Origin of the sequence: Kitasatospora sp. YST-16 (assembly GCF_026802215.1) — a bacterium.
Lineage (GTDB): Bacteria > Actinomycetota > Actinomycetes > Streptomycetales > Streptomycetaceae > Kitasatospora > Kitasatospora cineracea.
In genome coordinates this window covers 5,943,490-5,968,319 of record NZ_CP113837.1, presented here as the reverse complement: position 1 = coordinate 5,968,319, position 24,830 = coordinate 5,943,490, and the positions used below count along the sequence as shown (strand labels likewise).

Here is a 24,830-nt window from a genome sequence, read left to right as displayed (position 1 = left end):
GCCGAGGCGGAGCTTTCTCCGTTGGTGCCTGTTACCCGAGATAGGGCGCCGTCCGCCCTTCCAGGAAGTGCTGGAGCCGCAGCCGCTGGGTGTGGTGCATCGGCAGGTCGGCGAAGTCGCCCGGCGCCACGAACCGGAGGTCGGTCGACTCGTCGGAGATCCGGAGTTCCCCGCCGGTGATGCGCGCGGTGAAGCAGACGTTGAACTGCTGCCGCACCTCGCCGTCCGAGTAGGCGATCACATGCCGGGGGTCGGTGTACGTACCGACCAGTCCGGTGATCTCCACATCGAGGCCGGTCTCCTCGCGGACCTCCCGGACGGCTGATCCCGGAAGCGACTCGCCGAGATCCATCGCACCGCCCGGCAGCGCGTACAGACCGTTGTCGGTCCGCCGCTGGAGCAGGACGCGCCCCTCGCTGTCGGTCACCACTGCGGACGCCGCCACCACCAACCTGTTCGGCTCGGGCGCGTCGGGGTCGTCGTAGAACTCGGTGCGTGCCATGTGATCAGCTCTCCTTCACCGGCAGGGCGACGTTCCACACTGCGTCGAAGCTGGCAGCCCCGGTGGCGCTGCCCACCACCCATGCCCCTGCTGCGGCTCACGGCTCGGAAACAGTCGAGCCTCGTCATCCGTGCCCCGGAACCGATACCCGGCCGCCTTGTGCGCTAGCCGAGCAACTGTCCGTCGCGCATGAGGCAGGGGCGCTCGTTCTCCAATGCCCGCATTGCAGCGCGGAACCGTGGCACCAGTCGTGCCCGTAGCAGCCGTTCGGCCTTGTGGGAACTGACCATGGCTACCTCGGTCAGCTCCGCATCGTGAGGGCGGAGCGAGTACATCTCGGCATCCGGGATCGTTCCGCCGTCGAGGATGAATGCCAGTTGGTCGTCCCAAGGCCCATGGGGAGGTACCCACTCCACTACCAGTAGACCGCAGGGGACGATGTCCAGGCCGAGTTCTTCCCGCAGTTCCCGGCGGGCGGTGTCGTCAGGGGCTTCATTGGCTTCTGACATTCCTCCGGGCAAGTCCCAATCAGGCTTGTAGGCAGGGTTCACCACCAGTACCCTCCCGCGGGTGTCGCGGATGAGCAGGTCCACCGCAACGCGTTTCCGTGCTTGTCGGGCGTTGCCTTCTGCGAGGTAGGCGGTCCACGCCTCGGGGTCATCAGGTGTCGGTGCGGCGGTCCCCACGGCCAGATCCTTCCGTCGGCGGCAAGATGTCAGCCAGCAGCAGCGCGCGCGTCCGGCGTGCCTGGTCGAAGTGCACCAGGTAATCGCGAACCGGCCCGTGCGCCGCGTGTGGCACCAGTGCATCACGGAAACCGTCCAACTGGTGAACAACCCGTACTGAGCCGAGAGTTGGACTGGTCGACAACAACTCGACCCCCACCTGCAATGCGGCTTCCAACTCCCCGCGCCGAACGTATACCGATGCAAGCGTGGTTCTGCTGAGCGCAAGGGACCTCGTACGGCCGCACTCCCGCAGGTGTACCGCCCGTTCCGCATGGCGTAGCGCGTCGTCGTACCGGCCCAAGTCAGCGAACGTCAGCGCCGACTCGCTTGCCAATGCCGCCTGGTCGAAAGGGCTCAGCCACGGGTGCGTATCGTCCGCTGCTGCGCCAAGGGCCTCACCTGCCTGGTCCAGTGCTCGGGCAGCGGGGCCAAGCTGTCCAAGCGCCGCAAGGGCGCGGGCATGCATGCTGTGGAGTCGTGCGGTGAGACCGGGCAGGTGCGGCCCGCCGTGAGCAAGTCGCATGCCCGATAGGGCCCAATGTGCGGCCTGCTGGGGATCGCCGGTTTGCAGGGACAGATGGCTGCTGCTGGCAGCCACGTGCGCGGCGAAAGCCGTGTCACCCGATGTCTGCGCAAGAGGGAGCGCTGTTGCGAAATGCCGTGCTGCCAGGTGGTCCTGACCGGAGTCGTGGGCCATCCAACCCGCCATCTCGGTCAGCGCTGCCGCAGCACCGAAAACCACGGGCCCGCTCCCGCTCAGCAGCCGGGGAGCCACACTGTCGGACAGGTGCCGCACAACGGCGTTGTACAGGCGCCCGCCTCCGCTGGTGCGGTCAGCCGCACGAAACGCATCCATGGCCGCCAAGTCGTCTGCGTCGGCCGGCACTTCTGGCGGCAGCGCCACGTACACGGGTTGGGCGGTCGGCTCCCACGGGCGCGAGGCCAGGCCGAGCAGAGCCCCCGGAATGCCGAAGGCATCGGCAAGTTGCTCGAACATCGCCAGCTTCTCAACACGGACTTTGCCCTTGGCGTAGTCGTAAAAGCGGCCTTGCGAGACGCCGGCAGCAGCAGCGAGACGGCGCGTACTGATGCCTCGCTTGTGCAGCAGATCGAACAGGGCGCCGATGTCGCGCGCTCGCAGGATGGCACGCATTCGCTCATCCCCAAGTAGCCCCGCCACCACATCGCGCGGGTCGGGCTGCCGATGGTCCACTGCTTCGCTCCCCGAAGAATGAACCCCGATCGTACGCCCACATCCAGTGGTCGGACTCCAACTCGGAGTCACCACCCTGGAGTCCCCGGCCCTCCCGTACCCGTCGTTGAATCACGGGGGCAGGAAAAACTGCCGATCACCGGCCGAGAGGCACTGCATGCGTGCCGGGCCGCCGATCGGCGAGGGTCTTCAGGTATTGAACTCTCATACAAGGAGCGGAAGTTGGAGAAGCATGGCTTGCGCAGCCAGGTGTTACCGCAGCAGAGCGGGGATCCGGCCCGGTACCTGATCGGTGAGTGCCGGTGGCGGAGTGCGGGTGTTTCGGTGCTGGTGGTCAGCGAGGACGGTGCGGTCCTACTGGTGCGGCCGGTCGGAGAGGAGTACCCGGTGCTGCCCGGGGTGCGGGTCGGGCCGGGTGAGCAGCTTGCGGAGGCCGCCGCGCGGGTGCTGCGGGAGTTGGTCGGGCTGGGCGGTGTGCCGACGTGTTCGCTGGGGCCGGGCTGGGCGGCGGAGGATGACGGGGAGGTGCACTTCGTGTGCGACGGCGGCACGGTCGACTCCGGGGAGGTCTTCACCCACCCGGTTCCGGAGGGGGCGTGGGAGACGGTGGACCGGATCCTGTGGGTGCCCTCGGAGGAGCTGGGTCACGCGGTGCACCCGGAGGCCATCGCCCATTTCCGTGCCGCCCTTGACGCCCGCGAGCGCGACTACCGCTTCCCCCTCCCGTCGTTGTCCGTCGCCGAACCGACGGACGCCGTACCGCTCGCTGCGGGGAGGTGAGGGGGATGGCTCCCGCACCCGGGCACCCGATCACGTCCTACGTGCTGTGCACCGACCCCGCGTCGCGTCTGCTGATCGTGCAGGCGGCCGGGGTCGGGACGTGGCATCTGCCGGGCGGTGTGGTCGCGTTGGGCGAGTCACCGCTGGATGCCGCCCGTCGTGAGGTGCGCGAGGAACTCGGCCTGGCGCTCGACCTGCTGCCCGACGACCTGTTCGGCGTCGAGTGGGCGCAGGCCCGCCGCGGGGGTGCCCGGGACCGGGTGGTGTTCCTGTGGTCCGGGCCGATGCTCAGCGCGGCCGACACCGACCGCATCGCGCTGGAGCGGCGGGAGTTGGCGGCGTGGCGCTGGGCCGACCGGGACGAGGCCCGCCGGCTGCTGCACCCTGCGGTCGCCGCTCGGATCCGGGCGCCTCTCCAGTGGCCCGGAAGCGTTACCTATCAAGAGACCCGACCCGAAAGGACGGCCCGCCATGACGACGGCCGAGTACCCCGCCAGGACGCTGCGGATCGGCACCCGTAGTTCGCCGCTCGCCCTCGCGCAGGTGGACATGGTGATCGCGGCCCTGCGGGAGCACGTCCCCGACCTGGCGCCCGAGGTGGTGCCGGTGACGACCGAAGCGGACTTGTGGCAGGGCGACTTGGCGCAGCTCGGCGGCAAGGGGCTGTACACCAAGCAGATCGACGCCATGCTGCAAGCGGGCGCGGTGGACATGGCCGTGCACTGCGTGAAGGACGTGCCCGGCGACGTGCCGCTGCCCAAGGGTCTGGTCTTCGCGGCGTACCTGGAGCGGCCGGACGTGCGGGACGTGCTGCTGTTCCCCGAGGGGTCCGGATACCGCACGCTGGCCGACCTGCCGCCGGGCGCGGTCGTCCTGTCGTCGGCCGTCCGTCGCAAGGCGCAGATCCTGCGGGCCCGCCCCGATCTCAAGGTGGTGCGGGTGCGCGGCGCGGTCGGCAGCCGGTTGGAGAAGCTGGACGGCGTGAAGAAGATCGACGTCCACGCGGACGGCATGATCCTCGCGGCGGCCGGACTCGCCCGACTCGGCATCGACCGGCCCGGCTACGTGCTCGACATGGACGAGATGCTGCCCGCCGTCGGCGCGGGCGTGCTCGGGCTGGAGTGCCGACAGGAGGACCACGCCACGGCGGCACTGCTGGAGAAGATCAACCACCCGAGGACACAGCGGGAGGTGACCGCGGAGCGCGTGCTGCTGCACAACCTGCGCGGCCACTGCAACAGCCCCATCGCCGGGTACTGCACCACCGAACCGGACGGGCAACTGTCGCTGCGCGGCATGGTGTTCGACCGCGAGGGCAGCAAGTTCGCCAACGCGATGATGTGGAACGAACACCGCCAGGACCCCGCCACCCTCGGAGCCCGCGTCGCCGCCGAACTCCTCCGCCAGGGCGCACGCGAGATCATCGCCGGTATCCCGCACTGAACAACGGCACACCGGCCCCGTCCGCACGAACAGGAGCGGACGGGGCCTCAGCCGTTCCCGGGCCGCTTCCCGCGGAACGACGAAGGAGCCCCGGCCCACGATCGAGGACCACGGCGACCGGGTCGCCGTGGTCAGTGCGCACGACCCCTGGGAGTTCGCCCGCCTCTCCTCCTGAACTCCGTTGGCCCGGAACGGAGTTCAGGAGTCGGTGCGGCGGCGCAGGAAGCCGGTGGCGAGGACGCCCACCAGTACCAGGGCCGCGTTGACCAGGACGGCGAGCGCGACGCCGTCCAGTACCGCCGGGGCGGACGGGTGGGCGCCGGCCCGGGCGGCCACGATCGCGCTCATCACCGGGGTGCCCATGGTGATGCCGATCTGCTGGGTCATGGTGGCCAGGCCGGTGGCCAGGCCCTGCTCGCGGTCGGGCAGGCCGGAGGTCGCGGTGACCATGAAGCCGACGATCACGAACATGTTGCCGACGCCGCCGACGAAGGTCGCCACCAGCAGCAGCCCCAGCGAGGAGTGGCCCTGGCCGAGCAGCAGCAGGGCGGCGGTCGCCGCGGCCTGCACCAGGCCGCCGGTCACCAGGGTGGCGCGGGTGCCGGTGGCGGCGATCAGCCGGGCGGCGGTGGCGCCGCCGAGCACGGTGCCCAGGCCCAGGACGCCGAAGGACAGGCCCGCCGCGAGGGCCGAGAAGTCCAGCACCTCCTGCAGGTAGAGGGTCAGCAGGAAGACCAGCGAAGTCTCGGTCAGGAAGGCGATCAGCCCGGCCAGGTTGCCCCACACCACGCTGCGCCGCCGCAGCACCGACAGCGGCACCAGCGGCGCCGCCGCCCGCCGCTCCACCGCCCCGAACACCAGCAGCAGCACGGCGCCCAGGGCCAGCGCGCCCAGCGCGAGCGGGTCGGCCCAGCCGGCCAGCCCGGCCCGGGTCAGGCCGTAGACCAGGGCGAGCAGGCCCAGGGTGACGGAGAGCGCGCCGGGCAGGTCCAGCTTCGGGCGGACGTCCGGGCGGCTCTCCCGGATCACCCCCGGGGCGGCCAGCAGCACCCCGAGCGCCACCGGCACGTTGACGAAGAACGCCCAGCGCCAGGACAGCAGGTCGGTGAGCACCCCGCCGAGGACCGCGCCCGCGGTGAACCCCGCCGACATCAGCGCCCCGTTCAGGCCCAGCGCCCGCTCGCGCAGCGGCCCCTCCGGGAACGAGGTGGTCAGCAGCGCCAGCCCCGCCGGGGTGACCGCCGCCGTGGCCAGGCCCTGCGCGACCCGGGCCGCGATCAGCACCCCGGGGCCGGTGGCCAGGCCGCCCACCAGCGAGGACACCCCCAGCACGGCCAGGCCGACCAGGAACAGCCGCCGCCGGCCGAACAGGTCGGCGACCCGCCCGAACAGCAGCGTGAACCCGGCCGCGGACAGCGCGAACGCCGTCCCGATCCACTGCAGTTCGCCCAGCGGGAAGCCGAGGCCCGCGCCGATCGCGGGCAGTGCCACGTTCAGGATCGAGAAGTCCACCGCCAGCATGAACTGGGCGACCAGCAGGACCAGCAGGACGATCCGCTGACGCTTCGTCAGTTTCGTTGCAGTGGTGGATGGTTGGGGCTTCGTCGCTTCGGCCGTCGCCATGGCGGGCCTCCCTCTCGTCGGGTTCTGCGGTGACGAGAAGGAGCCTGCACCGGCCCGGACGGCCCACCCAGACCCCTGCGGAAGGTAGCACCGGCAGGGATACCCGGCGGCGGTCACACCGGCGCCCCGCCCGGGCAGACTGGAGGGCATGGAGACCACGACCGCACTCGGCGAGTTCCTGCGCACCCGGCGCGCCCAACTGCGCCCCGAGGACGCGGGGCTCACCCCGTACCCGGGGCGCCGGCGGGTGCCCGGGCTGCGCCGCGAGGAGCTCGCCCTGCTCGCCGGGGTCAGCGCCACCTACTACACCCGGCTCGAACAGGGCCACAGCGCCAACGCCTCCGACGGCGTCCTCGACGCCCTCGCCCGCGCCCTGCGGCTGACCGGCGACGAACGCGCCCACCTCTACGACCTGGCCCGCCCCGCCCGCCCCGGCCGCGCTCCGCAGCACCGGCCCGCCAAGGCCCGGCCCGCGACCAGGCAGCTGATCGACGCGATGCCGCAGGTACCCGCCGCGGTGCTGGACCGCGGCAACGACGTACTGGCCTGGAACGCCCTCGGCCACGCCCTGCTGGCCGGCCACCTCGACCCGACCGCCCCCGACCGGCCCGCCGACCGCCCCAACCTGACCAGGCTGCTCTTCCTCGACCCGCACACCCGCGAACTGCACGCCCGCTGGGAGGAGGACGCCAGGACCGCCGTCGCCGCGCTCCGGCTCGCCGTCGGCCGCTACCCCGAGGACCGCCGACTCGCCCAGCTGGTCGGCCAACTCACCATCCAGAGCCCGGAGTTCGCCGCGATGTGGGCCCGCCACCCGGTCCGCGACTGCGCCGTCGGCAGCAAGTCCTTCCGGCACCCGCTGGTCGGCCCGCTGGAGCTCCAGTTCGAGAGCCTCCCGCTCTCCGACGGCACCACCCACCGCCTCCTGCTGTACAGCGCCGCCCCCGACAGCCCGTCCGCCGCCGCCCTCGCCCTGCTCACGGGGACGCTCGGGACGGGGACGCTCGGGACGGGGACATTCGAGACGGGAACGCTCGGCGCAGGGACGCTCGGGACGGAGCGGGCGGCAGAAATCCCGGTCGGCCGGGAGTAGCGGAAACCGCGACGGCGGCCGTTCCCCGGGTGGGGCGGCCGCCGTCTGCGGTGCGGCGGGAGGGTCAGCCGATCCAGCCGTGGCTCTTGGCGAGCTGCAGCATGGCCGAGCGGACCTGGAGGATCTGGGTGCCGGTCAGCGAGGGGGCCGACTCGAGGAGGGCCTCGGTGACGTCGTCGAGGTAGTCGTCGGCGGCGAGCTGCTCGTCGTCGTCCACGGCGGTGCGCACTACGCGGTCGGCGGACGGGCCGGCCGGGGCGTTCAGTTCCGCGCCCGGGGCGAGCTGGACCGAGGAGGCCTTGGGACCGCGGTCGCCGTCCTCGATCTCGAAGACCACCGCCAGGCCCGTGCGAATGTAGGACTCCGGGATCAGCAGGTCGTTGACGTGCAGGAACACGTCCTCCCCGCCCTTGTCCGGAGCGATGAACCCGTAACCCCGCGAACTGTCGAACCGCACCACGCGACCGGCAACCATGCCAACCCCCAAAAAAAACACCTTCCGGGCCCCTTGCCCGCAACCTGGGCCCGAGAATAGCCCTGTCCGCGCGGGCAAGGCGAACCCGCCGTTCGGAAGCCGGCAAGCGCGGTGTCACCGCCCGGCCGCCGGGGCAGCACCCCGCGCGGGTGCCACCTTCACCGGTGCGCGTGCTTCACCGGTGCGCGTGCGATGACGGTGGTGGTGGCAGCACCCCGTGCGGTCGCCGCGGCGCGGCAGCGGTCGTCACTCGCCCTGTCCGGCGCTGCCCACCGGGCCGATCTCCACCGGGTCGCCGCTGCCGTCTCCGGCGGGCAGCGAACCGGCGCCCGGCCAGGGCAGGGTGACCGAGTGGGTCTCGTCCGGCGGGGTCACGACCAGGCCGGTGATCCGGACGCCGGTGCCGCCCGTGTTGTTGGGCGGGTAGCTGATGCCGAAGTACGTCGACTTGCCGGCCTTCAGGACCGTCGACACGACCGGCTCGCCGGAGCGCTGCGCGGACAGCGTGCCCTCCCGGGCCTGCAGGTCGACGCCCGCGTACCCGGAGATCGTGCAGTCCTTGCCGCTGTGGTTCTTCAGTTCGACCACCACGGTGTTCTTGGCGTCGCCGGTGATGGTGTGGTCCGCGGCGGTGACGGTCAGGTCCGCGGTCAGGCACTTGGCGGCCTTCCCGGCCGCCGTGCCGCCCGTCGCCGCGCCGGTCGACGTCGTACCGCCCTTCGGCGTGCCGCCCTTGCTCTGGCCCGCGCTCGGGGTGGCGACGGGTGCGACCGGGGCGGGGGTGGAGGCGGCCGAGGTGGTCGGGGCGGCCTGCGTACCGGTGTCCGTGCCGTCGTCCTGGCAGGCCGTGAGCGTGAGGGCGGCCGCGACGGTCAGGGTGGCGAAGGCGAGCTTGCGGACGCGCATGGCGGTCTCCTCTGGGTGGGGCGGTGGTACCGGCTGGTCTACACAGCTCAGGACCCCCCGCCGTCCCGAACCGTTGCGCCCGCGCCGCCACCAGGACAGTGCTGTGACACACCCGCCCGCGAACCCCCACCACGCCGGTCGGCGCCACCCCCCTGACCTGCGCCGATCCCATCCCGAGCCCCGCCCCGCACCCCCTCCGGCCCCGCTGCGCCCGCCGGTACGGACCCGTGACCGGAAGGCACTTGACCCTGGAACAGTTGACTTCGGAACAGCTGACGCCAGGTCATCGGGCCCTCAGGCCATCGGGTCGTCGGGTCGTCAGGTCGTCGGGTCGTCGGATCGGGGCCGGGCAGGAGCTACGGCGCCCTCCCCCGGAAGGGACGGTCCGCCCCGGAGGGGCTTCAGTCCTCGCGGGGGGCGCTCATGTCACCGGTGGCGGGGATGCCCTCGGCGAGGCCGTAGCGCAGCAGGACGGTGCCGCGGGGGCTGGCGGCGGGCGGTTCGAGCAGGGTGACGTTGGTGGGGACGGCTCCCCCGTCGAAGACCTTCTTGCCGGTGCCCAGGACGATCGGGTGGACCCACAGGTCGAGGCGGTCGTAGAGCTTCTCCCGCAGCAGGGTCTGCACCAGGTCGAGGCTGCCGACCACCGTCACCTGCTGGTGCCGCTCGCGCAGTTCGCGCACCGCGGCGGGCAGGTCCGGCCCGAGCAGCTCGGACCCGGCCCAGGTCAGCTCGGGCTTGCCGCGGGAGGCGACGTACTTCGGGATGCGGTTGAAGCGCTCCGCGAAGGGGTTGTCCCCGGCCTGCGGCCAGTAGGCGGCGAAGATGTCGTAGGTGCGGCGGCCGAGCAGCAGCGCGTCGGTGCCCTCGTAGGCGGCGTCGACCTGCGCGCCGGAGACGTCGTCGATCAGCGGGGCCTGCCAGCCGCCGAAGGCGAAGCCCGTCGGGTCCTCCTCGGGTCCGCCGGGCGCCTGCCCGACCAGGTCGAGGGTGGTGAACAGTTCGATGTGGACGAAGCCCATGGCGTACTCCCGGGGAAGTGGGTCGGTGGTCCGGTCATGAGTGCAGACGGACCGGGACGGGCGAACTCATCGCTCCCCCGCCCGCGAATCCTCCGTGTCCACGGATCCTCCGCGCCCGCGAATCCTCCGCGCCCCGGTGCCCCGCACTCCGATCCTCCGGCCCGCAGACCGGTCCGCGCACGCCCCGGCGCCCGCCACCGCCCGGGCCGGTCCGGTTCAGTCCGCTGCGCGGACGTCCTCGACCGCCTCCCGCACCCCGGGGTCCGGGTCGGCCGCGAGGGCGTCGAGCAGGTCGGCGGTGCCGGGAGTGGACCAGCGGGCGACCGCCCACACCAGCTCCCGGCGGACCCGGGGATCGGGGTGGGCGGCCAGCGGGGCCAGCGCCGGGACCGGGCCGCGGCGGCGCGTCCCGAACCAGTGCAGCGCGTCGAGCAGCGCCCGCGGGTCGCCCGGGTCCCCGGCCGCCGCGATCCGGCCGAGCAGCACCGGGACGGGCGGCGGCGGCCCGTCCAGCGGGTGCGGCAGCCGCTCACGCAGCCGGCGCCCGCCGTACTCGCCGCGCACCCGGCAGCCGAAGCAGGTGCAGGGGCGGGTGCCGTGCGAGCCCGGCCAGTAGCGCCAGCCGGTGACCTGCGGGGCGCTGCGGATCCGGTGCACCTCGCCGGGCCGCACCGCCCGCGGCACGAACACCTCCCAGCCCTGCGGATCGTCCCGCCCGGCGATCAGCCGCACCGCCTCCACGGCCGACACCGGCCGGTGGCCGTCCCGCCGCCGCCCCGCATAGTGCCCGGCCAGCACCGGCTGCCCGTCGTCCAACCGCACCTGCACGGCCACCATCCCGCCCCGGGTGCCGCGCCGCGCCAGTTCGCGCAGCCACTGGTGCGTCAGCGTGTACGAGGGCAGCACCGGGAAGCAGTACACCCCGCGCTCCCCGCCCGGCCCCCGGCTGTCCGCCCGGATCCCGGAACGCCGGATGCGCGCCGCGCCGGCCGCCGAGGTCAGGTGCACGAACATCGCCATGACCGAGCATGCTACGAGCCGGTAGCCTTCCGGGCTCGGACTTTTTCGGCGCACGGACGGGGAGCGGGCATGAGCGGGGACGGGCTGTCGTTGGAGCGCGGGTTGTCGCTGGAGGACGGACGTGAGGTAGTGCTGCGCCTACCGGACGGAGCGGCGGCGGGGGCACCCGTGGTGCTGCTGCTGCAGCCGTTCGGGGCGTGGGACCGGGACGCCTCGCTGCCCGCCGAGGTGTCGGGGAACGGACCGGTGCGGCTGTTCGCCGACCTGGGGGCGGCGCTGGCCGGGGCCGGGTACGCGGCGGCCTCGTTCGACACCAGGTTCGTCACCGAGGACCGCCGCGGCGGGGCGGGCTCGCCCCGGTTCACCTTCACCGGCCTGGTGGACGACGCGGTCCGGGCGGTGGAACTGCTGCGGGCGCACCCCGGGGTGGACGGCGGGCGGGTGGTGCTGCTGGGCGTGTCGATGGGGACGGACGTCGCGCTGGCCGCGGCCGAACGGCTGGGCGGCGAGACCCTGGCGGTGCTGGTCGCGCCGTGCTCCGAGGCCCGCCCGGTGCTCCAGCGCCACCTGGGCCTGGACCGGCGGCTGGAGTGGCTGCTGGCCGGCGGCTTCACCGGCCCGGACGGCACCGTCGACCTGGCCGCCGCGCGGCGCGACGTGCCGGGGCGCAGCGGCTGGTGGGAGGAGTTCGACCTGCCGGAGCGCCTCGGGTCCCGCGTCGACCCCGAGGTGCTGCACGCCGAGCTGACCTGGGAGTACGACGCGTGGGAGCGCGGGGCGCTGGACGGCGCCGACGACTCGGCCCCCGCCTCGTTCTGGCGGGACTGGTACGCCCAGCCCGCCCCGTACCGCCGGCTGGCCGGGCTGCGCGGCCGGGTCGCGGTGCACGTGGGCGCCGAGGACTGGACGACGCCGCCCCGACAGGCGCACCTGCTGCACCGGGCGGCGACGGCGTACGGGCTGCGGTCGCGGCTGACGGTCCATCCGGGCCTGGGGCACCTGCTGTCGCCCCGCTCGGCGGCGGGGCTGCGCACGTACGGGCCGTTCGACCCGGGGTTCCTGCGGGACGTGGTGGGGTCGGTGGCGGAGGTGCTGGGCGGCGGCCCGCAGTCCGGCTGAGCGGGCTGCTGCTGCCGCCGCCGCTGCCGGGGCGGCCGGACTCCGCCCGCGATGGATCCGGCTCCGGTCGGCGGTCACCGCCGGGCCGGGGCCCGCCCCGGCCGGCCGCCGTTCACCGCCCGCCCCGGACCGGGTGCGGCCGGCCGCCGTTCACTGCCCGCTCCGGACCGGGTGCGGCCAGCCGGGGACGTTCCGCACGTGGACGCGGTCGTCGCACCAGGCGCACTCCCACTCGCCGAGGTCGATGTCGTAGGCGAGGCGGCCGCAGTGCACCGGGATCGGCTGGCCGCCCAGGAAGGTGGTCCCCCAGTCGGCGCGCGGCGGGGTCGGGTTCGTTCGGGTGTCGGTCATGGGAGTCAGCGTGGCAGGGCGCACTGACGGCGGGTCAGGTGCGCGGCGGTCCCGGCGGCCGGCGGTGCAGTCCGACCGGCGGTGTAGTCCGGTCGGTGGGAGTTGTGGTGACACATTTCACCGTTCGCACGGTTCTGCCGGAGGGGGTCGGGAGTCTAGGTTCCTGCGACCAGGGGCATGAGTCCCCTTCGATCGCGGAACCCGTCCGGCACCACCTCCTCCGACGAGAGAGAACGAGCGATGTCTGGATACGACTCCTCCGTCCGCCCGCCCCAACAGGTCGGCGTGGTCGCCGAGTCCGTGCCCGGGGAGACCCGGGTCGCGGCGACCCCGGCGACGGTGCGCGGGCTGCTGGCCCTGGGGTACGGCGTGGTCGTCGAGTCGGGGGCCGGTGCGGCGTCCGGGTTCGACGACGCGGCGTACGAGGCGGCGGGGGCCGCCGTCGGGGACGCCTGGGCGGCCGAGGTGGTACTGAAGGTGAACGCGCCGTCGACGGCCGAGGTCGGGCGGCTGCGCGAAGGGGCCGTGCTGGTGGGCCTGTTGGCGCCCGCGCAGCACCCCGAGCTGCTGGCGGCGCTGGCCGGCCGCGGGGTGACGGCGCTGTCGCTGGACGCGGTGCCGCGGATCTCCCGGGCGCAGTCGATGGACGTGCTCAGCTCGATGGCCAACATCGCCGGGTACCGGGCGGTGATCGAGGCGGCGCACGCCTTCGGCCGGTTCTTCACCGGGCAGGTCACCGCGGCGGGCAAGGTGCCGCCGGCGAAGGTGCTGGTGGCGGGCGCGGGCGTGGCCGGGCTGGCCGCGATCGGCGCCGCGTCCAGCCTCGGCGCGATCGTCCGGGCCACCGACCCGAGGCCCGAAGTCGCGGACCAGGTACGGTCGTTGGGCGGCGAGTACCTGGCCGTGGAGGCGGCCCAGGAGGCGAGCGCCGACGGGTACGCGAAGGCCACCTCGGCGGACTACGACCGGGCCGCGGCCGCGCTGTACCGGGCCCAGGCCGCGGACGTGGACATCGTGGTCACCACCGCGCTGATCCCCGGCCGGCCCGCGCCGAAGCTGCTGACCGCCGAGGACGTGGCGGCGATGAAGCCCGGCAGCGTGGTGGTCGACATGGCGGCCGCGCAGGGCGGCAACGTGGCGGGCACGGTGGCGGGCCGCACCGTCGTCACCGACAACGGCGTGACCCTGATCGGCTACACCGACCTGGCGTCCCGGCTGCCCGCGCAGGCCTCCCAGCTGTTCGGCACCAACCTGGTCAACCTGCTGAAGCTGCTCACCCCCGGCAAGGACGGGCGGTTGACGATCGACTTCGAGGACGTGGTGCAGCGCGCCGTGACGGTGGTCCGCGACGGCGCGACCACCTGGCCGCCCCCGCCGGTCGCCGTCTCCGCGGCGCCCGCCGCTCCCCGGCCCCGGCCCCGGCGCCCGCGCCGGAGCCCGCCCGGCTCACCCCGGCCGTCCGGACCGGCCTGATCGGCGCCGGAATGCTCGCGCTGTTCCTGCTGATCGCCTTCGCCCCGGCCCAACTCGCCGAGAACTTCACGGTGTTCGCGCTGGCCGTGGTGATCGGCTACTACGTGATCGGGAAGGTCCACCACGCCCTGCACACGCCGCTGATGTCGGTGACCAACGCGATCTCCGGGATCGTGGTGATCGGCGCGCTGCTGCAGATCGGGCACGGCGGCGTCCTGGTCACCGTGCTGTCCTTCGTGGCGATCCTGCTGACCAGCGTCAACATCTTCGGCGGTTTCGCCGTCACCCGCCGCATGCTGAGCATGTTCTCGAAAGGCTGAGCCGAGATGACGTCCCTCACCGCCGCGCACGCCGCGGACCTGGTCGCCGCCCTGCTGTTCATCCTCAGCCTGGCCGGACTCTCCCAGCACCGCACCTCCCGGGCCGGCGTCGCCTACGGCATCGCCGGCATGGCCCTGGCGCTGGCCGCCACCGTCGTGGTCGCCTCCCGCTCGATCAGCGCGGGCGCCGTCGCGCTGATCCTGCTCGCCATGGCACTGGGCGCCGCGATCGGCCTGTGGCGGGCCCGCCGGGTCGAGATGACCCAGATGCCGGAGCTGATCGCCGTCCTGCACAGCTTCGTCGGCCTGGCCGCCGTCCTGGTCGGCTGGAACAGCTACCTGGAGGTGGAGCGGCACGGTGCCGCCCAGAGCGCCGTCGCCGCCGACCTGCTGACCATCCACCACGCCGAGGTGTTCATCGGCATCTTCATCGGCGCGGTCACCTTCACCGGCTCGGTCGTCGCCTACCTGAAGCTCTCTGCCAAGATCGCCTCCCGCCCGCTCGTGCTGCCCGGCAAGAACGCCCTCAACCTGGGCGCGCTCGGCGCGTTCGCCGCGCTGACCGCCTGGTTCACCGCCTCCCCCGGCCTCGGCCTGATGGTCGCCGTCACCGTGCTGGCCCTGCTGCTCGGCTGGCACCTGGTCGCCTCGATCGGCGGCGGCGACATGCCGGTGGTGGTCTCCATGCTCAACAGCTACTCGGGCTGGGCGGCGGCCGCCGCGGGCTTCCTGCTCGACAACAACCTGCTGATCGTCACCGGCGCGCTGGTCGGCTCCTCCGGCGCCTACCTCTCGTACATCATGTGCAAGGCGATGAACCGCTCGTTCCTGTCCGTCATCGCGGGCGGCTTCGGCATCGAGGCGCCCGCGAGCGGCGACGCCGAACAGGGCGAGCACCACGAGATCCGGGCCCGGGAGGCCGCCGAACTCCTCGCCGCCGCCAAGTCCGTCATCATCACCCCCGGCTACGGCATGGCCGTCGCCCAGGCCCAGCACCCCGTCGCCGACCTCACCCGCCGCCTGCGCGAGCGCGGCGTCGAGGTCCGCTTCGGCGTCCACCCGGTGGCCGGCCGCCTGCCCGGCCACATGAACGTGCTGCTCGCCGAGGCCAAGGTCCCCTACGACATCGTCCTGGAGATGGACGAGATCAACGACGACTTCGCCGACACCTCCGTCGTCCTGGTCATCGGCGCCAACGACACCGTCAACCCCGCCGCCCTCGACGACCCGGCCAGCCCGATCGCCGGCATGCCCGTCCTCAAGGTCTGGGAGGCCGAACGCGTCATCGTCTTCAAGCGCTCGATGGCCTCCGGCTACGCGGGCGTCCAGAACCCGCTCTTCTTCCGCGACAACACCGACATGCTCTTCGGCGACGCCAAGCAGAGCGTCGACCAGATCCTCCAGTCCCTCGACGCCCCCGACCCGGCCCTCGCCTGACCCCGGCCCCTGGCCCCACCCCGGAGGTGGGGCCAGGCCCACCCGGGAGTGGGGGCAGGCGCATGTCGGGCCGGGCGGCCGCTCCGTAGCGTCGGGGGTGTCAGCAGGACGGCACCAGCGGAGGAGTCCGGAGTCATGGCGGTCAGTGGGGGCGGGAGCCGTAGCGGGGACGTGTTCGGCACCGTGCGGATGTGGGTGGACCTGTTCGGGGCGGTCGGGGCGGTGGTGCTGGGGACGGTCGCCGCGGTGGCGGTGGCCGGGCTGCCGACCACGCCCTTCATGTGGGTGCGCGGGGCGGTGCTGCTCCTGCTGGTGGTGCTGCTGCGCCGGTACGTGGCGCGGGCCCGGGGCGGGGACGGGCGGGCCCGGGAGCGGTTGCGGAAGATGTCGACGGTGCTGCCGTTCGCGGTGGTCGGGGTCGACCTGCTGCCGGGGCTGTGCCCGGCCTGGTACGCGGTGCTGCAGGGGCTGTCGGTACTGGCGCTGGTGCCGGTCGCCGTGCTGACCCGCCGCGGGAGGTGAGCGCGGTGGGAGGATCGACCGCGACGGAGGGGGCGGGGACGGTGGCGAACGGGGTGCCGGGCCGGATCGTGGTGGGGCTGTGGCGGTGCGCGGTGCTGACCGCGCTGACCTGCCTGCCGGTGCTGGTGGCCGGGCCGGTGGCGTGGGCGGGCGGCTCGCTGGCGTACTCCTGGTCGGCGGGGATGACGGCGGCGCTGCCGCTGCGGGCGCTGGCGGTGGGCGGGGAGACGCTGCTGGTGCTGCTGTGGACGGGGGTGGCGCTGTGGACGGTGCACCCGTTCACCAGCCGCCCGCTGGCCGGGGCGGCCCGCCGCCGCGCGGCCCGCTGGCTGGGCCTGGAACTGGCGGTGGCGTACCGCAGGACCAGGCCGGTGGTCCGGATGGCGACCGGTTTCTGGTGGGACGGGCACGAGTACCACCGCTCCGAGCGGGAGGCCCGCCGCCGGGCCGCGGTGCACGCCCGGTACCACGACCCGCAACTGCACTGGGACGGGGTGTGGCTGCTGGGCGCGGCCGTCACGGTGCTGCCCGCCGCCGCGCTGCCGCTGCTCGCGCTGCTGCTCGGCGCGCTGCTGACGGCCGCTCACCCCGGGTACGGGCTGCTGCTGGTGGCGGCGGGGGCGGCGGCCGCGCCGTTCGGCTGGCGGGCGCTCGGCCCGGTCGGGCGCCGCCTGCTGGGACCGGTGGCGTCCACCCGGCTGGGCTGGCGGGTGGCCGAACTGGAGGCGATCCGGGCCGACCTGACGCAGACCCAGGCCGCCGAGCTGGAGCGGATCGAGCGCGGCCTGCACGACGGCGCGCAGGCCCGGCTGGTCGCGCTGGGCATGTCGATGGGCGCCGCCGAGCACCTGGTGGACCGCGACCCGGCGGCCGCCAAGCGGCTGCTCGCCGAGGCCCGGTCCGCCTCCGCGGGCGCGCTGGACGAACTGCGCGCGCTGGTGCGCGGCATCAACCCGCCGGTGCTGGTCGAGCGCGGCCTGGTCGACGCCGTCCGGGCGCTGGCCCTGGACGCCGCGGTGGAGGCCGAGGTGGTCAGCCGGGTGCCGGCCCGGCCGGAGCGGCCGGTCGAGGCGGCGCTCTACTTCGCCGTCGCCGAGCTGCTGACCAACGCCGCCAAGCACGCCCGCGCCACCCGCGTCCTGGTCGAACTCCACTACGAGGGGCGGACGCTGACTGCTACCGTCAGCGACGACGGGGTCGGCGGGGCGGCCGCCGCGCCCGGCTCGGGGCTGAGCGGCCTGGAGCGCCGGGCGGCGGCCTTCGGCGGCCGGCTCGACGTCGACAGCCCCGTCGGGGGACCCACTCGGATCACTGTGGCGGTGCCGTGCGAGTTGTCGTAGCCGAGGACCTGTTCCTGCTCCGGGACGGGATGGTGCGCCTGGTCGAGGCGTTCGGCCACACCGTGGTCGCGGCCGTCGACAACGGCCCGGCCGCCCTGGCGGCGCTGCTGGAGCACCGGCCGGACGTCGCGGTGGTCGACGTCCGGCTGCCGCCGGCCTTCTCCGACGAGGGCCTGCAGGCCGCGCTGGCCGCCCGCCGGGCGGTGCCGGGGCTGCCGGTGCTGATCCTCTCCCAGCACGTCGAGCAGCTGTACGCCCGCGAGCTGCTCGCCGACGGGCACGGCGGCATCGGCTACCAGCTCAAGGACCGGGTGCTGGACGCCGGGCAGTTCATGGACGCCGTCCAGCGGGTCGCCGACGGCGGCACCGCGCTGGACCCGACCGTGGTCGCCAAGCTGCTGGGCCGCCCGCTGCGCGCCGACCCGCTGGCCGCCCTCACCGAGCGGGAGCGCTCGGTGCTGGCGCTGATGGCCGAGGGCCTGTCCAACGCGGCGATCGCCGCCCGGCTGTTCCTCTCCGAGGGCTCGGTCGGCAAGTACACCACCGCGATCTTCGGCAAGCTCGGACTGGTCGGCGACGAGGACACCAACCGCCGGGTCCGGGCCGTCCTCGCCTACCTGGACGCCGGCCGCGCCGCGTAGCGGCGGTCGGGCGCCGCCGGACCGGCCTCCGGGCCCGGGCGGGTCACTTCGGGACGGCGGCGGGCCAGTCGGCCTTGACCACGGCGAGGGCGGTGACCAGCTCCTGCTGGGTGGGGAAGGACGTGGTGCCCTCGACCGTCGGGAGCCGGTCGGCGAGGGCGCGGTCCAGGGTGCCCTCGTGGGCCATGACGTCCATCAGGACGGGGCGCGCGTAGTCCACGAGCCGCAGGTTCTGGCCCTCGTCGGAGATCAGGTACTCCTCCCACAGGCGGGCCGCGGCCGGGTGCGGGGCGTCCTTGTTGATGGCCTGCGCGTAGTACTGGGCGAAGCTGCCGTCGAAGGGGATGGACACCTTCCAGTCCACGCCCGCGGCCCGGAGCCCGTCGACGTGCTGGAGGTTGAGGAAGTCCCACTCCACGCTGATCGGGGTCTGGCCGGCGGCGATCGCGCCCACGCTGGAGTTGGCGTGGTTGAAGTTGCCGATCCGGTTGAGCTCGGCGAAGAAGTCGATGCCCGGCCGGATGTCGCCGAACGAGCCGCCGTTGGCGAGGGCGACCGCGTACACGGCGGCGAAGGCCGACCCGGCGCTGGTGGGCTCGCCGGTGAGCGCGACCATGCCCTTGTACTGCGGGTCGAGCAGTTCGGCGAAGGACTCCGGGCAGTTCTTCACCCGCTTCGCGTCGCAGCCGATGGCGACGAAGCCGCCGTAGCTGTTGTACCAGCGGGCCTTGTGGTCCTTCTGGAAGCCCGGGATCCGGTCGTAGCTCGCGGTGCGGTACGGGGCCAGCAGCCCCTGGTCCGCGGCGGACTGGGCGAAGGAGTCGCCGAGGTCGAGGACGTCGGGCGCCCGGCTCTGGCCGCGGTAGCGCTTCATGTCGTCGATCTCCTGCTGGCTGGAGCCCTCGGGGTTGTCGTTGACGACCTTGATCCCGTACTTCTTCGAGAAGCCGTCCATCAGTCCGCCGTAGTTCGCCCAGTGCGGCAGCAGGGTGGTCGTGTTGAGCTGGCCCTCGGCCTTCGCCTGCCGGATCAGTTCGTCCATCCCGCCCACCGCCAGGGCCGAGCCGGCCCGCGCCGCGGGGACGGGGCCGACGTCCCGCTGCCCGCAGGCGCCCAGTCCGGCGGCGGCGACGACCAGGCAGGCGGCGAACAGGGCGGCCCGGCTGCGGCGGACAACGGCCATGGTGCCTCCACGGTGCGCAAGCGGGCGGTCGGCCGCCGGGCGGGCCCGGGTCGTCACGTTCCGTGCCGGAATCCCGTTCGCGGTGACGCTGAGTTCATCCTACTCGTCGGCGTCCCACCCGTCGTCGTCCCACTCGCCGAGCAGCGCCTCCCCCAGCGCCTCCTCGCCCGGGGCTCCGCTGCCGTCGAGCGCCTGCGAGGACCAGATGGTCTTGCCGCGGGCCGAGTAGCGGGTCCCCCAGTGCCGGGCGTACCGGGCGACCAGGAAGAGGCCGCGGCCGCCCTCGTCGGTGTCCTTGGCCCGGCGGATGTGCGGGGCGGTGCTGCTCCCGTCGGAGACCTCGCAGATCAGGGTGCGGGTGTGCAGCAGCCGGACCCTGATCGGCTCCTTGCCGTAGCGGACGGCGTTGGTGATCAGCTCGCTGAGGATGAGCTCGCTGCCGAAGGAGACCTCGTCCAGGCCCCACTCCGCGAGCTTGCGGGCGCAGGCGTTGCGGACCGGGCCCACCGCCGCGGGGTCGCTCGGCACCTCCCACTCGGCCACCCGCTCCTGGTCGAGCAGCCTGGTCCGGGCGACCAGGAGGGCGATGTCGTCCTCCTGCCGGCCCGGTGGCAGACCGTCCAGCACGGCGGCGCAGACCTCCTCCGGCGACCGGTCCGGCCCGCTGACGGCGCGGCCCAGGGACTCCAGCGCGGTGTCCAGGTCGCGGGTGCGGCTGCCCAGCAGCCCGTCGGTGTAGAGCACCAGCCGGGAGCCCTCGGGCACCGTCACGGAGGCGGTCTCCACAGGCAGGCCGGCGCCCAGGCCCAGGGGCGGGGAGACCGGCGGGCGCAGGAAGACGACCTTCCCGTCGGGGTGCACCACGGCCGGCGGGGGGTGGCCCGCGGTCGCCGCGGTGACCTGCCCGGAGACGGCGTCGTAGATCACGTACAGGCAGGTGGCGCCGGTGATCGCGGGGACGTCGTCGGCGCCGCCGGGCGCGGAACCGGGACCGTCCGGGGCGTCGGGGCGGTCCGGGGTGTCGGGATCGTCCGGGGGGTCGCCGTCCGGGAGGTCCCCCTCGTCCTGGACGTCGATCCGGGCGACCAACTCGTCCAGGTGGCCGAGGAGTTCGTCCGGCGGCAGGTCGAGGGCGGAGAAGTTGTGGACGGCGACGCGCAGGCGGCCCATGGTGGCCGCGGCGTGCAGGCCGTGGCCGACCACGTCGCCGACCACCAGGGCGACCCGGGCGCCGGGCAGCGGGATGACGTCGAACCAGTCGCCGCCCGCGCCGGCCGGCGCGGGCAGGTAGCGGTGGGCCACCTCCAGCTCGTCCTGCTCCGGCAGGGCCCGGGGCATCAGGCTGCGCTGCAGGGTCACCGCCATGGTGTGCTCGCGGGTGTAGCGCCGGGCGTTGTCGATGCACGCGGCGGCCCGGCCGGCGACCTCCTCGGCGAAGGAGAGGTCCTCCCGGTCGAAGGGCGGGGAGTCGCCGGCCCGCCAGAAGTTCACCAGGCCCAGGACCGTTCCGCGGGCCTGCAGGGGCACCACCACCAGGGAGTGCAGGCCGGAGTCGAGGATCCGCCCGGCGCGCTCGGGGTCCTGGGCGCGCCAGCCGTCGGAGGCGGCGAGGTCCGGCTCCAGCACGGACCGCCCGCTGCCGATGCCGGCCGCCATCGGCGTGCTGTCCACGAAGTGGATCAGGCGGCCGACTGGGTACAGCGGGTGGTCCTCGGTGAGGCCGGCGACGGCCGTGCGGCGCAGTCCGGAGGCGTTCCCGTCCACCTCCTCCCCGTGCAGCACCGGGTCGCGCAGCTCGACGGTGACGACGTCGGCGAACCCCGGGACGGCGACCTGCGCCAGTTCCTCGGCGGTGCGGGTGACGTCCAGCGTCGAACCGATCCGCATCCCGGCGTCGTAGAGCAGCCGCAGCCGCTCCCTGGCCACCTCGACCCGCCCGGTCAGGGCCTGCAGCTCGGTGGTGTCGCGCAGGGTGACCACGTTGGCGCGGTGCACGCCGAAGGGCGTGGTGGACCGCTTGTTCAGGGCCAGCAGCCGGTCCCCGGCCTGGTGCACCTCGTCGTTGGCGATCCGGTCCGAGTCCAGCAGTTCGGCGGTGCGGGGGTCGAGGCCCAGGTCGCGGACGCGGCGCCCCTCCGCCTCCGCCCGCAGGCCGAGCAGGCGCCGGGCCTCGTCGTTGGCCAGCAGCAGGCGGCCGTCGCCCCCGATGATCAGCACGCCCTCGCGGACCGCGTGCAGGACGGCGTCGTGGTGCTCGTACATGCGGGTCATCCCGTCCGGTCCCAGGCCGTGGGTCTGGCGGCGCAGGCGGCGGCTGATCAGGGCCGTGCAGCCCGCGGCCAGCGCGACCGCGACGCCGGCGACGGCCAGGAACACGGGCAGCTGCCGGTCGACCGCGTGCTGCACCGACTCGACCGTGACCGGGGCCGACACGATGCCGACCACCTTGCCCGCGGCGTCCTCGACCGGCACGGCCGAGATCACCGAGGGGCCCAGCGCTCCCCGGAAGGTCCGGGTGAAGGCGTGGCCCTCGGCGGCCTGGGCGTACGGGCCGATGACGTGCTTGCCGATCTGCGACGGGTCGCTGTGGGTGAGGGTGATGCCGTCGAGCCTGTACACGATGAGGGCGTCGACGCCGGCCGCCTTCCTGGCCTCCTCGGCCAGCGGCTGCAGCGTCGCGGTCGGGTCGGGGCCCTCCAGGGCCTGCGGCAGCCCCGGGGCGTGCGCGAACGCCTGGGCGGCGGCGATCGAGCGGTGCCGGGCGTCGGCGGTGGTCTCCCGGCCGGTCTGCAGCACGACGGCCGCCAGCGCTCCGACGATCAGCAGCAGCACCAGCAGCAGCTGCAGGAGGAACATCTCCCGGGCGAAGCTGCGCGAGGCCCTCCGGCCCGGCGGGCGGGACGGCCGGTCCTGCGACGTGACCGACTTCGGCCTCATACACCCCATTAATCCCGCTCGGTGAGCATCTGGCAAGAAAATTCACCGAGGGTGACCGGGCACCCGGGCAGCGGGGAGGAGGGGCCGGGAGGAGAGCTCGTGGACGGCGCAGCCCGCCGCCTCGAAGCGGAGCGCGGTGGCGCGGGCCTGCTCGTCGTCGGGCGAGAAGACGAACGGGCCGGGGATCACCACGGCCGAGACGCGTCCGGCCGCGGCGGCGGCCAGCAGGGCGTCCAGGGCGGTCAGCGGGTCGTGCGGGTCGCGGCCGTTGTCCATGAACACGGTGGCCTCGCCCAGCCCGGCGTCCAGGGCGTAGCGGCTGAGCACGCCCCAGAAGTCCAGCAGGAGGCCGGCGTCGTGCGGGTGGCAGCGCAGGTAGATGGCGGTGGGGCGGCTGGCGGTCGGGCGGGTCCTGGCGTTCATGGCTGCTCGCCTCCGGGAGGTCCGGGCGGGGGCCGCGGGTCGGGCGTGCGGCCCGGGTGGGGCGTGGGCGGCGGGCCGGAGAGGCGGCCACCTCGGGCTCCGACGGCCGGCCGGGCGGGAGGGCCTCACCCGGCGGGACCGGCAGCGGGCGTCCGGAGGCATCGGGCCTGACGCGTCCGGACGCGGTGCCACGTATCCGACTCCTGCGGGAGCATCCGCGTCAAGGGGGAGAAAAGGGGCGATACCGGCTTGTGACGTCCGGCGGCGGCGGTGCCGTCGGGTGGCGGCGGTGCCGTCGGGTGGCGGCGGTCAGGAACCGCCCGGCCGGACCAGGCCGGTCTCGTAGGCGATGACCACGAGTTGGGCCCGGTCGCGGGCGCCGAGCTTGGTCATGGCGCGGTTGACGTGGGTCTTGGCGGTGAGCGGGGTGACGAACAGCCGCTCGGCGATGTCGTCGTTGGACAGGCCGGCCGCGACCAGCGCGACCACCTCCTGCTCGCGGGCGGTGAGCACGTCCAGCCGGGGCAGCGCGGCGCGCCGGCCCGGGTCGGGCTGGGCGAGGAAGCGGCCGATCAGGGCCTTGGTGGCGGCCGGGGAGAGCAGCGCGTCGCCGGCCGCCACGAGCCGGATGGCGTCCAGCAGTTCGGCCGGGTCGATGCCCTTGCCGAGGAAGCCGCTGGCCCCGGCGCGCAGCGCCTCGGCGACGTACTCGTCGTTCTCGAAGGTGGTCAGGACCAGGACCTTGACGCCGGCCAGGTCCTCGTCGGCGGTGATCAGCGCGGTCGCGGCGAGGCCGTCCAGGTCGGGCATCCGGATGTCCATCAGGACCAGGTCGGCGCGCAGGCTGCGGGCCAGCGCGACGGCCTCCCGGCCGGTGCCGGCCTCGCCGACCACCTCCAGGTCGGGGGCGGAGTCGATCAGCAGCCGGAAGGTGCCGCGCAGCAGCGCCTGGTCGTCGGCGAGCAGGACGCGGACGGTCATCGGTGGGTCCTCTCTCCAGCGGACGGTGGTGGACGGTGACGGGCGGCGGCGGCCGGTCACGCCCCGCAGCTCTTGCGGCCGCCGCCCGTGGGCAGCGGCAGGGCGGCGTGGACGCGGAAGCCGTGGCGGGGGCGGGGGCCCGCGGTGAGGGTGCCGCCGGCGGCGCGGGCGCGCTCGTGCATGCCGATCATGCCGTGCCCGGTGCCGTCGCCCGCCCCTCCCCCGTCCTGCGCGCCCTGCGCGCCGCGGCCGTCGTCCTCGACGGTGACCTGCAGCAGGCCGGGGGCGAAGTCGAGGCGGACCTTGGCGGTGGCGGGACCGGCGTGCTTGTGGGTGTTGGTGAGGGCCTCCTGGATGATCCGGTAGGCCGTCAGGTCGGTGATCGGCGGAAGCCCGTCGGGCTCTCCGGCGCGTTCCACGGCGACGTCCAGGCCGGAGTGCCGGAAGGCGTCGAGCAGGTCGTCGAGCCCGGCCAGGCCGGGGGCGGGTTCACGCGGCGCGGCCTGGTCGCCGCTGTGGCGCAACAGGCCGACGGTGGCGCGCAGTTCGTCGAGGGCGGCGCGGCTGGTGTCGCGGATGCGCTCCAGGGCCTGGTAGGCGTGCTCGGGGTCGGTGCGCATCAGGTGGTGGGCGACGCCCGCCTGGGCGTTGACCAGGGTGATGTGGTGGGCGACGACGTCGTGCAGCTCGCGGGCGATCCGCATCCGCTCCTCGGTGACCCGGCGGCGGGCCTCCTCCTCGCGGGTGCGTTCGGCGCGTTCGGCCCGTTCGACGGCGGAGGCGAGCAGTTCGCGGCGGCTGCGGACGGCGTCGCCGATCGCCACGGACAGGCAGGGCCAGGCGATCAGGCCGAGGTTCTGCGGGAGCTCCTCCAGGCCGGGGCGGACGATCAGCGCGGTGAGGGTGAGCGCGGCGGCGGCGCAGCAGCCGGTGCGCCAGGCGGTGCGCCGGTCGGTGCGGGTGGCGACGGCGTACAGGGCGACGCCGACGGCGAACATGGAGATCCCTAGCGTCTCCGGGCGCGGCCCGGGCGTGAACGGGATCAGCACCAGTTCGGCCACGCCGACCACGACGGTGGCCGCGGCCACCGGCACCGGCCACCGGCTGCGCACCAGCAGCGGCAGGCAGGAGCCGAGCAGGAACAGCAGGTACGCGGTGACCGAGGCGCCGCGGTGGTAGGCGGTGGCGGCCGTGACGGGCGCGGCGATCAGGAAGCAGGCCAGCGCCACCGCCACGTCGACGCGCCGCGGACGTCCGCCGCACCACCGCCTGAGCATCTCCGTCATTCGCACTCCTTC

The 24,830-nt window shown here is 74.1% G+C and carries 23 protein-coding genes and 1 pseudogene; 10 read left to right on the top strand and 14 right to left on the bottom strand.

The window, feature by feature from the left end:
* Positions 1–31: 31 nt before the first annotated feature.
* From OU787_RS27000 to OU787_RS26990, 3 genes are all read right to left on the bottom strand, one after another.
* Positions 32–502, bottom strand: coding sequence for an NUDIX domain-containing protein (locus OU787_RS27000; RefSeq protein ID WP_268660885.1), 471 nt, complete (start codon positions 500–502; stop codon positions 32–34).
* 164 nt (positions 503–666) lie between these two features.
* A complete protein-coding gene (locus tag OU787_RS26995; protein ID WP_268660884.1) occupies positions 667–1,188 on the bottom strand; it encodes an NUDIX domain-containing protein in 522 nt (173 codons plus the stop codon).
* On the bottom strand, positions 1,163–2,383 hold the full coding sequence (locus tag OU787_RS26990; protein ID WP_268660883.1) for an XRE family transcriptional regulator: 1,221 nt from the start codon (positions 2,381–2,383) through the stop codon (positions 1,163–1,165). Before OU787_RS26990 ends, OU787_RS26995 begins: the two co-directional genes overlap by 26 nt.
* A gap of 51 nt (positions 2,384–2,434) precedes the next feature.
* Between OU787_RS26990 and OU787_RS26985 the strand changes: the two genes are divergently transcribed.
* From OU787_RS26985 to hemC, 3 genes are read left to right on the top strand one after another with little or no spacing between them, the layout of a single operon-like run.
* Positions 2,435–3,223 (top strand): NUDIX hydrolase, encoded by a 789-nt coding sequence (locus tag OU787_RS26985; protein WP_327059423.1) that lies wholly within the window; start codon positions 2,435–2,437, stop codon positions 3,221–3,223.
* A 5-nt stretch (positions 3,224–3,228) separates the two neighbouring features.
* Positions 3,229–3,744, top strand: a complete 516-nt coding sequence (locus OU787_RS26980; protein ID WP_268660881.1) for an NUDIX domain-containing protein — start codon at positions 3,229–3,231, stop codon at positions 3,742–3,744.
* Positions 3,695–4,666: a hydroxymethylbilane synthase gene (hemC, locus tag OU787_RS26975; protein ID WP_268660880.1), complete on the top strand. Its 972-nt coding sequence runs from the start codon at positions 3,695–3,697 to the stop codon at positions 4,664–4,666. Before OU787_RS26980 ends, hemC begins: the two co-directional genes overlap by 50 nt.
* Before the next feature lie 198 nt (positions 4,667–4,864).
* Here hemC and OU787_RS26970 read toward each other — a convergent pair whose 3' ends face one another.
* The gene (locus OU787_RS26970) at positions 4,865–6,289 is read right to left on the bottom strand and encodes an MFS transporter (RefSeq protein ID WP_268660879.1); all 1,425 of its coding nucleotides are present in this window, start codon (positions 6,287–6,289) and stop codon (positions 4,865–4,867) included.
* Positions 6,290–6,437: 148 nt separating this feature from the next.
* Here OU787_RS26970 and OU787_RS26965 point away from each other — a divergent pair, with 148 nt between their 5' ends.
* Positions 6,438–7,382: a helix-turn-helix domain-containing protein gene (locus tag OU787_RS26965; protein ID WP_268660878.1), complete on the top strand. Its 945-nt coding sequence runs from the start codon at positions 6,438–6,440 to the stop codon at positions 7,380–7,382.
* Between the two features lie 64 nt (positions 7,383–7,446).
* On the opposite strand, the gene OU787_RS26960 is transcribed toward OU787_RS26965, so the two are convergent.
* The 4 genes from OU787_RS26960 to OU787_RS26945 form a co-directional block, all read right to left on the bottom strand.
* Positions 7,447–7,857, bottom strand: coding sequence for a cold-shock protein (locus tag OU787_RS26960; RefSeq protein WP_030458651.1), 411 nt, complete (start codon positions 7,855–7,857; stop codon positions 7,447–7,449).
* A 246-nt stretch (positions 7,858–8,103) separates the two neighbouring features.
* A complete protein-coding gene (locus tag OU787_RS26955; protein WP_268660877.1) occupies positions 8,104–8,763 on the bottom strand; it encodes a DUF4232 domain-containing protein in 660 nt (219 codons plus the stop codon).
* Positions 8,764–9,164: 401 nt separating this feature from the next.
* The gene (locus tag OU787_RS26950; RefSeq protein ID WP_268660876.1) at positions 9,165–9,785 is read right to left on the bottom strand and encodes a dihydrofolate reductase family protein; all 621 of its coding nucleotides are present in this window, start codon (positions 9,783–9,785) and stop codon (positions 9,165–9,167) included.
* A 216-nt stretch (positions 9,786–10,001) separates the two neighbouring features.
* Complete coding sequence (locus tag OU787_RS26945) at positions 10,002–10,805, bottom strand: HEAT repeat domain-containing protein (protein ID WP_268660875.1); 804 nt, start codon at positions 10,803–10,805, stop codon at positions 10,002–10,004.
* 69 nt (positions 10,806–10,874) lie between these two features.
* Here OU787_RS26945 and OU787_RS26940 point away from each other — a divergent pair, with 69 nt between their 5' ends.
* Complete coding sequence (locus OU787_RS26940) at positions 10,875–11,924, top strand: alpha/beta hydrolase family protein (RefSeq protein ID WP_268660874.1); 1,050 nt, start codon at positions 10,875–10,877, stop codon at positions 11,922–11,924.
* Between the two features lie 150 nt (positions 11,925–12,074).
* Here the strand turns inward: OU787_RS26940 and OU787_RS26935 are convergent, their stop codons facing one another.
* Positions 12,075–12,275 (bottom strand): hypothetical protein, encoded by a 201-nt coding sequence (locus OU787_RS26935; RefSeq protein ID WP_268660873.1) that lies wholly within the window; start codon positions 12,273–12,275, stop codon positions 12,075–12,077.
* 240 nt (positions 12,276–12,515) lie between these two features.
* Here OU787_RS26935 and OU787_RS26930 point away from each other — a divergent pair.
* From OU787_RS26930 to OU787_RS26910, 5 genes and pseudogenes are all read left to right on the top strand, one after another.
* Positions 12,516–14,068: pseudogene (locus OU787_RS26930) on the top strand (Re/Si-specific NAD(P)(+) transhydrogenase subunit alpha).
* A gap of 6 nt (positions 14,069–14,074) precedes the next feature.
* Entirely contained in the window at positions 14,075–15,505 is a 1,431-nt protein-coding gene (pntB, locus tag OU787_RS26925; RefSeq protein WP_268660872.1) for a Re/Si-specific NAD(P)(+) transhydrogenase subunit beta, read from the top strand.
* Between the two features lie 135 nt (positions 15,506–15,640).
* On the top strand, positions 15,641–16,027 hold the full coding sequence (locus OU787_RS26920) for a hypothetical protein (RefSeq protein WP_268660871.1): 387 nt from the start codon (positions 15,641–15,643) through the stop codon (positions 16,025–16,027).
* A 5-nt stretch (positions 16,028–16,032) separates the two neighbouring features.
* Positions 16,033–17,367 (top strand): sensor histidine kinase, encoded by a 1,335-nt coding sequence (locus tag OU787_RS26915; RefSeq protein WP_268660870.1) that lies wholly within the window; start codon positions 16,033–16,035, stop codon positions 17,365–17,367.
* On the top strand, positions 17,352–18,008 hold the full coding sequence (locus OU787_RS26910; RefSeq protein ID WP_268660869.1) for a response regulator transcription factor: 657 nt from the start codon (positions 17,352–17,354) through the stop codon (positions 18,006–18,008). Before OU787_RS26915 ends, OU787_RS26910 begins: the two co-directional genes overlap by 16 nt.
* Positions 18,009–18,051: 43 nt before the next feature.
* On the opposite strand, the gene OU787_RS26905 is transcribed toward OU787_RS26910, so the two are convergent.
* From OU787_RS26905 to OU787_RS26885, 5 genes are all read right to left on the bottom strand, one after another.
* The gene (locus OU787_RS26905) at positions 18,052–19,191 is read right to left on the bottom strand and encodes an ABC transporter substrate-binding protein (RefSeq protein ID WP_268660868.1); all 1,140 of its coding nucleotides are present in this window, start codon (positions 19,189–19,191) and stop codon (positions 18,052–18,054) included.
* Between the two features lie 99 nt (positions 19,192–19,290).
* The gene (locus tag OU787_RS26900; protein ID WP_268660867.1) at positions 19,291–22,047 is read right to left on the bottom strand and encodes a SpoIIE family protein phosphatase/ATP-binding protein; all 2,757 of its coding nucleotides are present in this window, start codon (positions 22,045–22,047) and stop codon (positions 19,291–19,293) included.
* A gap of 123 nt (positions 22,048–22,170) precedes the next feature.
* Positions 22,171–22,551, bottom strand: coding sequence for a hypothetical protein (locus tag OU787_RS26895; protein WP_030458664.1), 381 nt, complete (start codon positions 22,549–22,551; stop codon positions 22,171–22,173).
* Between the two features lie 309 nt (positions 22,552–22,860).
* Entirely contained in the window at positions 22,861–23,532 is a 672-nt protein-coding gene (locus tag OU787_RS26890) for a response regulator (protein WP_030458665.1), read from the bottom strand.
* Between the two features lie 56 nt (positions 23,533–23,588).
* Entirely contained in the window at positions 23,589–24,809 is a 1,221-nt protein-coding gene (locus OU787_RS26885; RefSeq protein ID WP_442788655.1) for a sensor histidine kinase, read from the bottom strand.
* Positions 24,810–24,830: the final 21 nt, after the last annotated feature.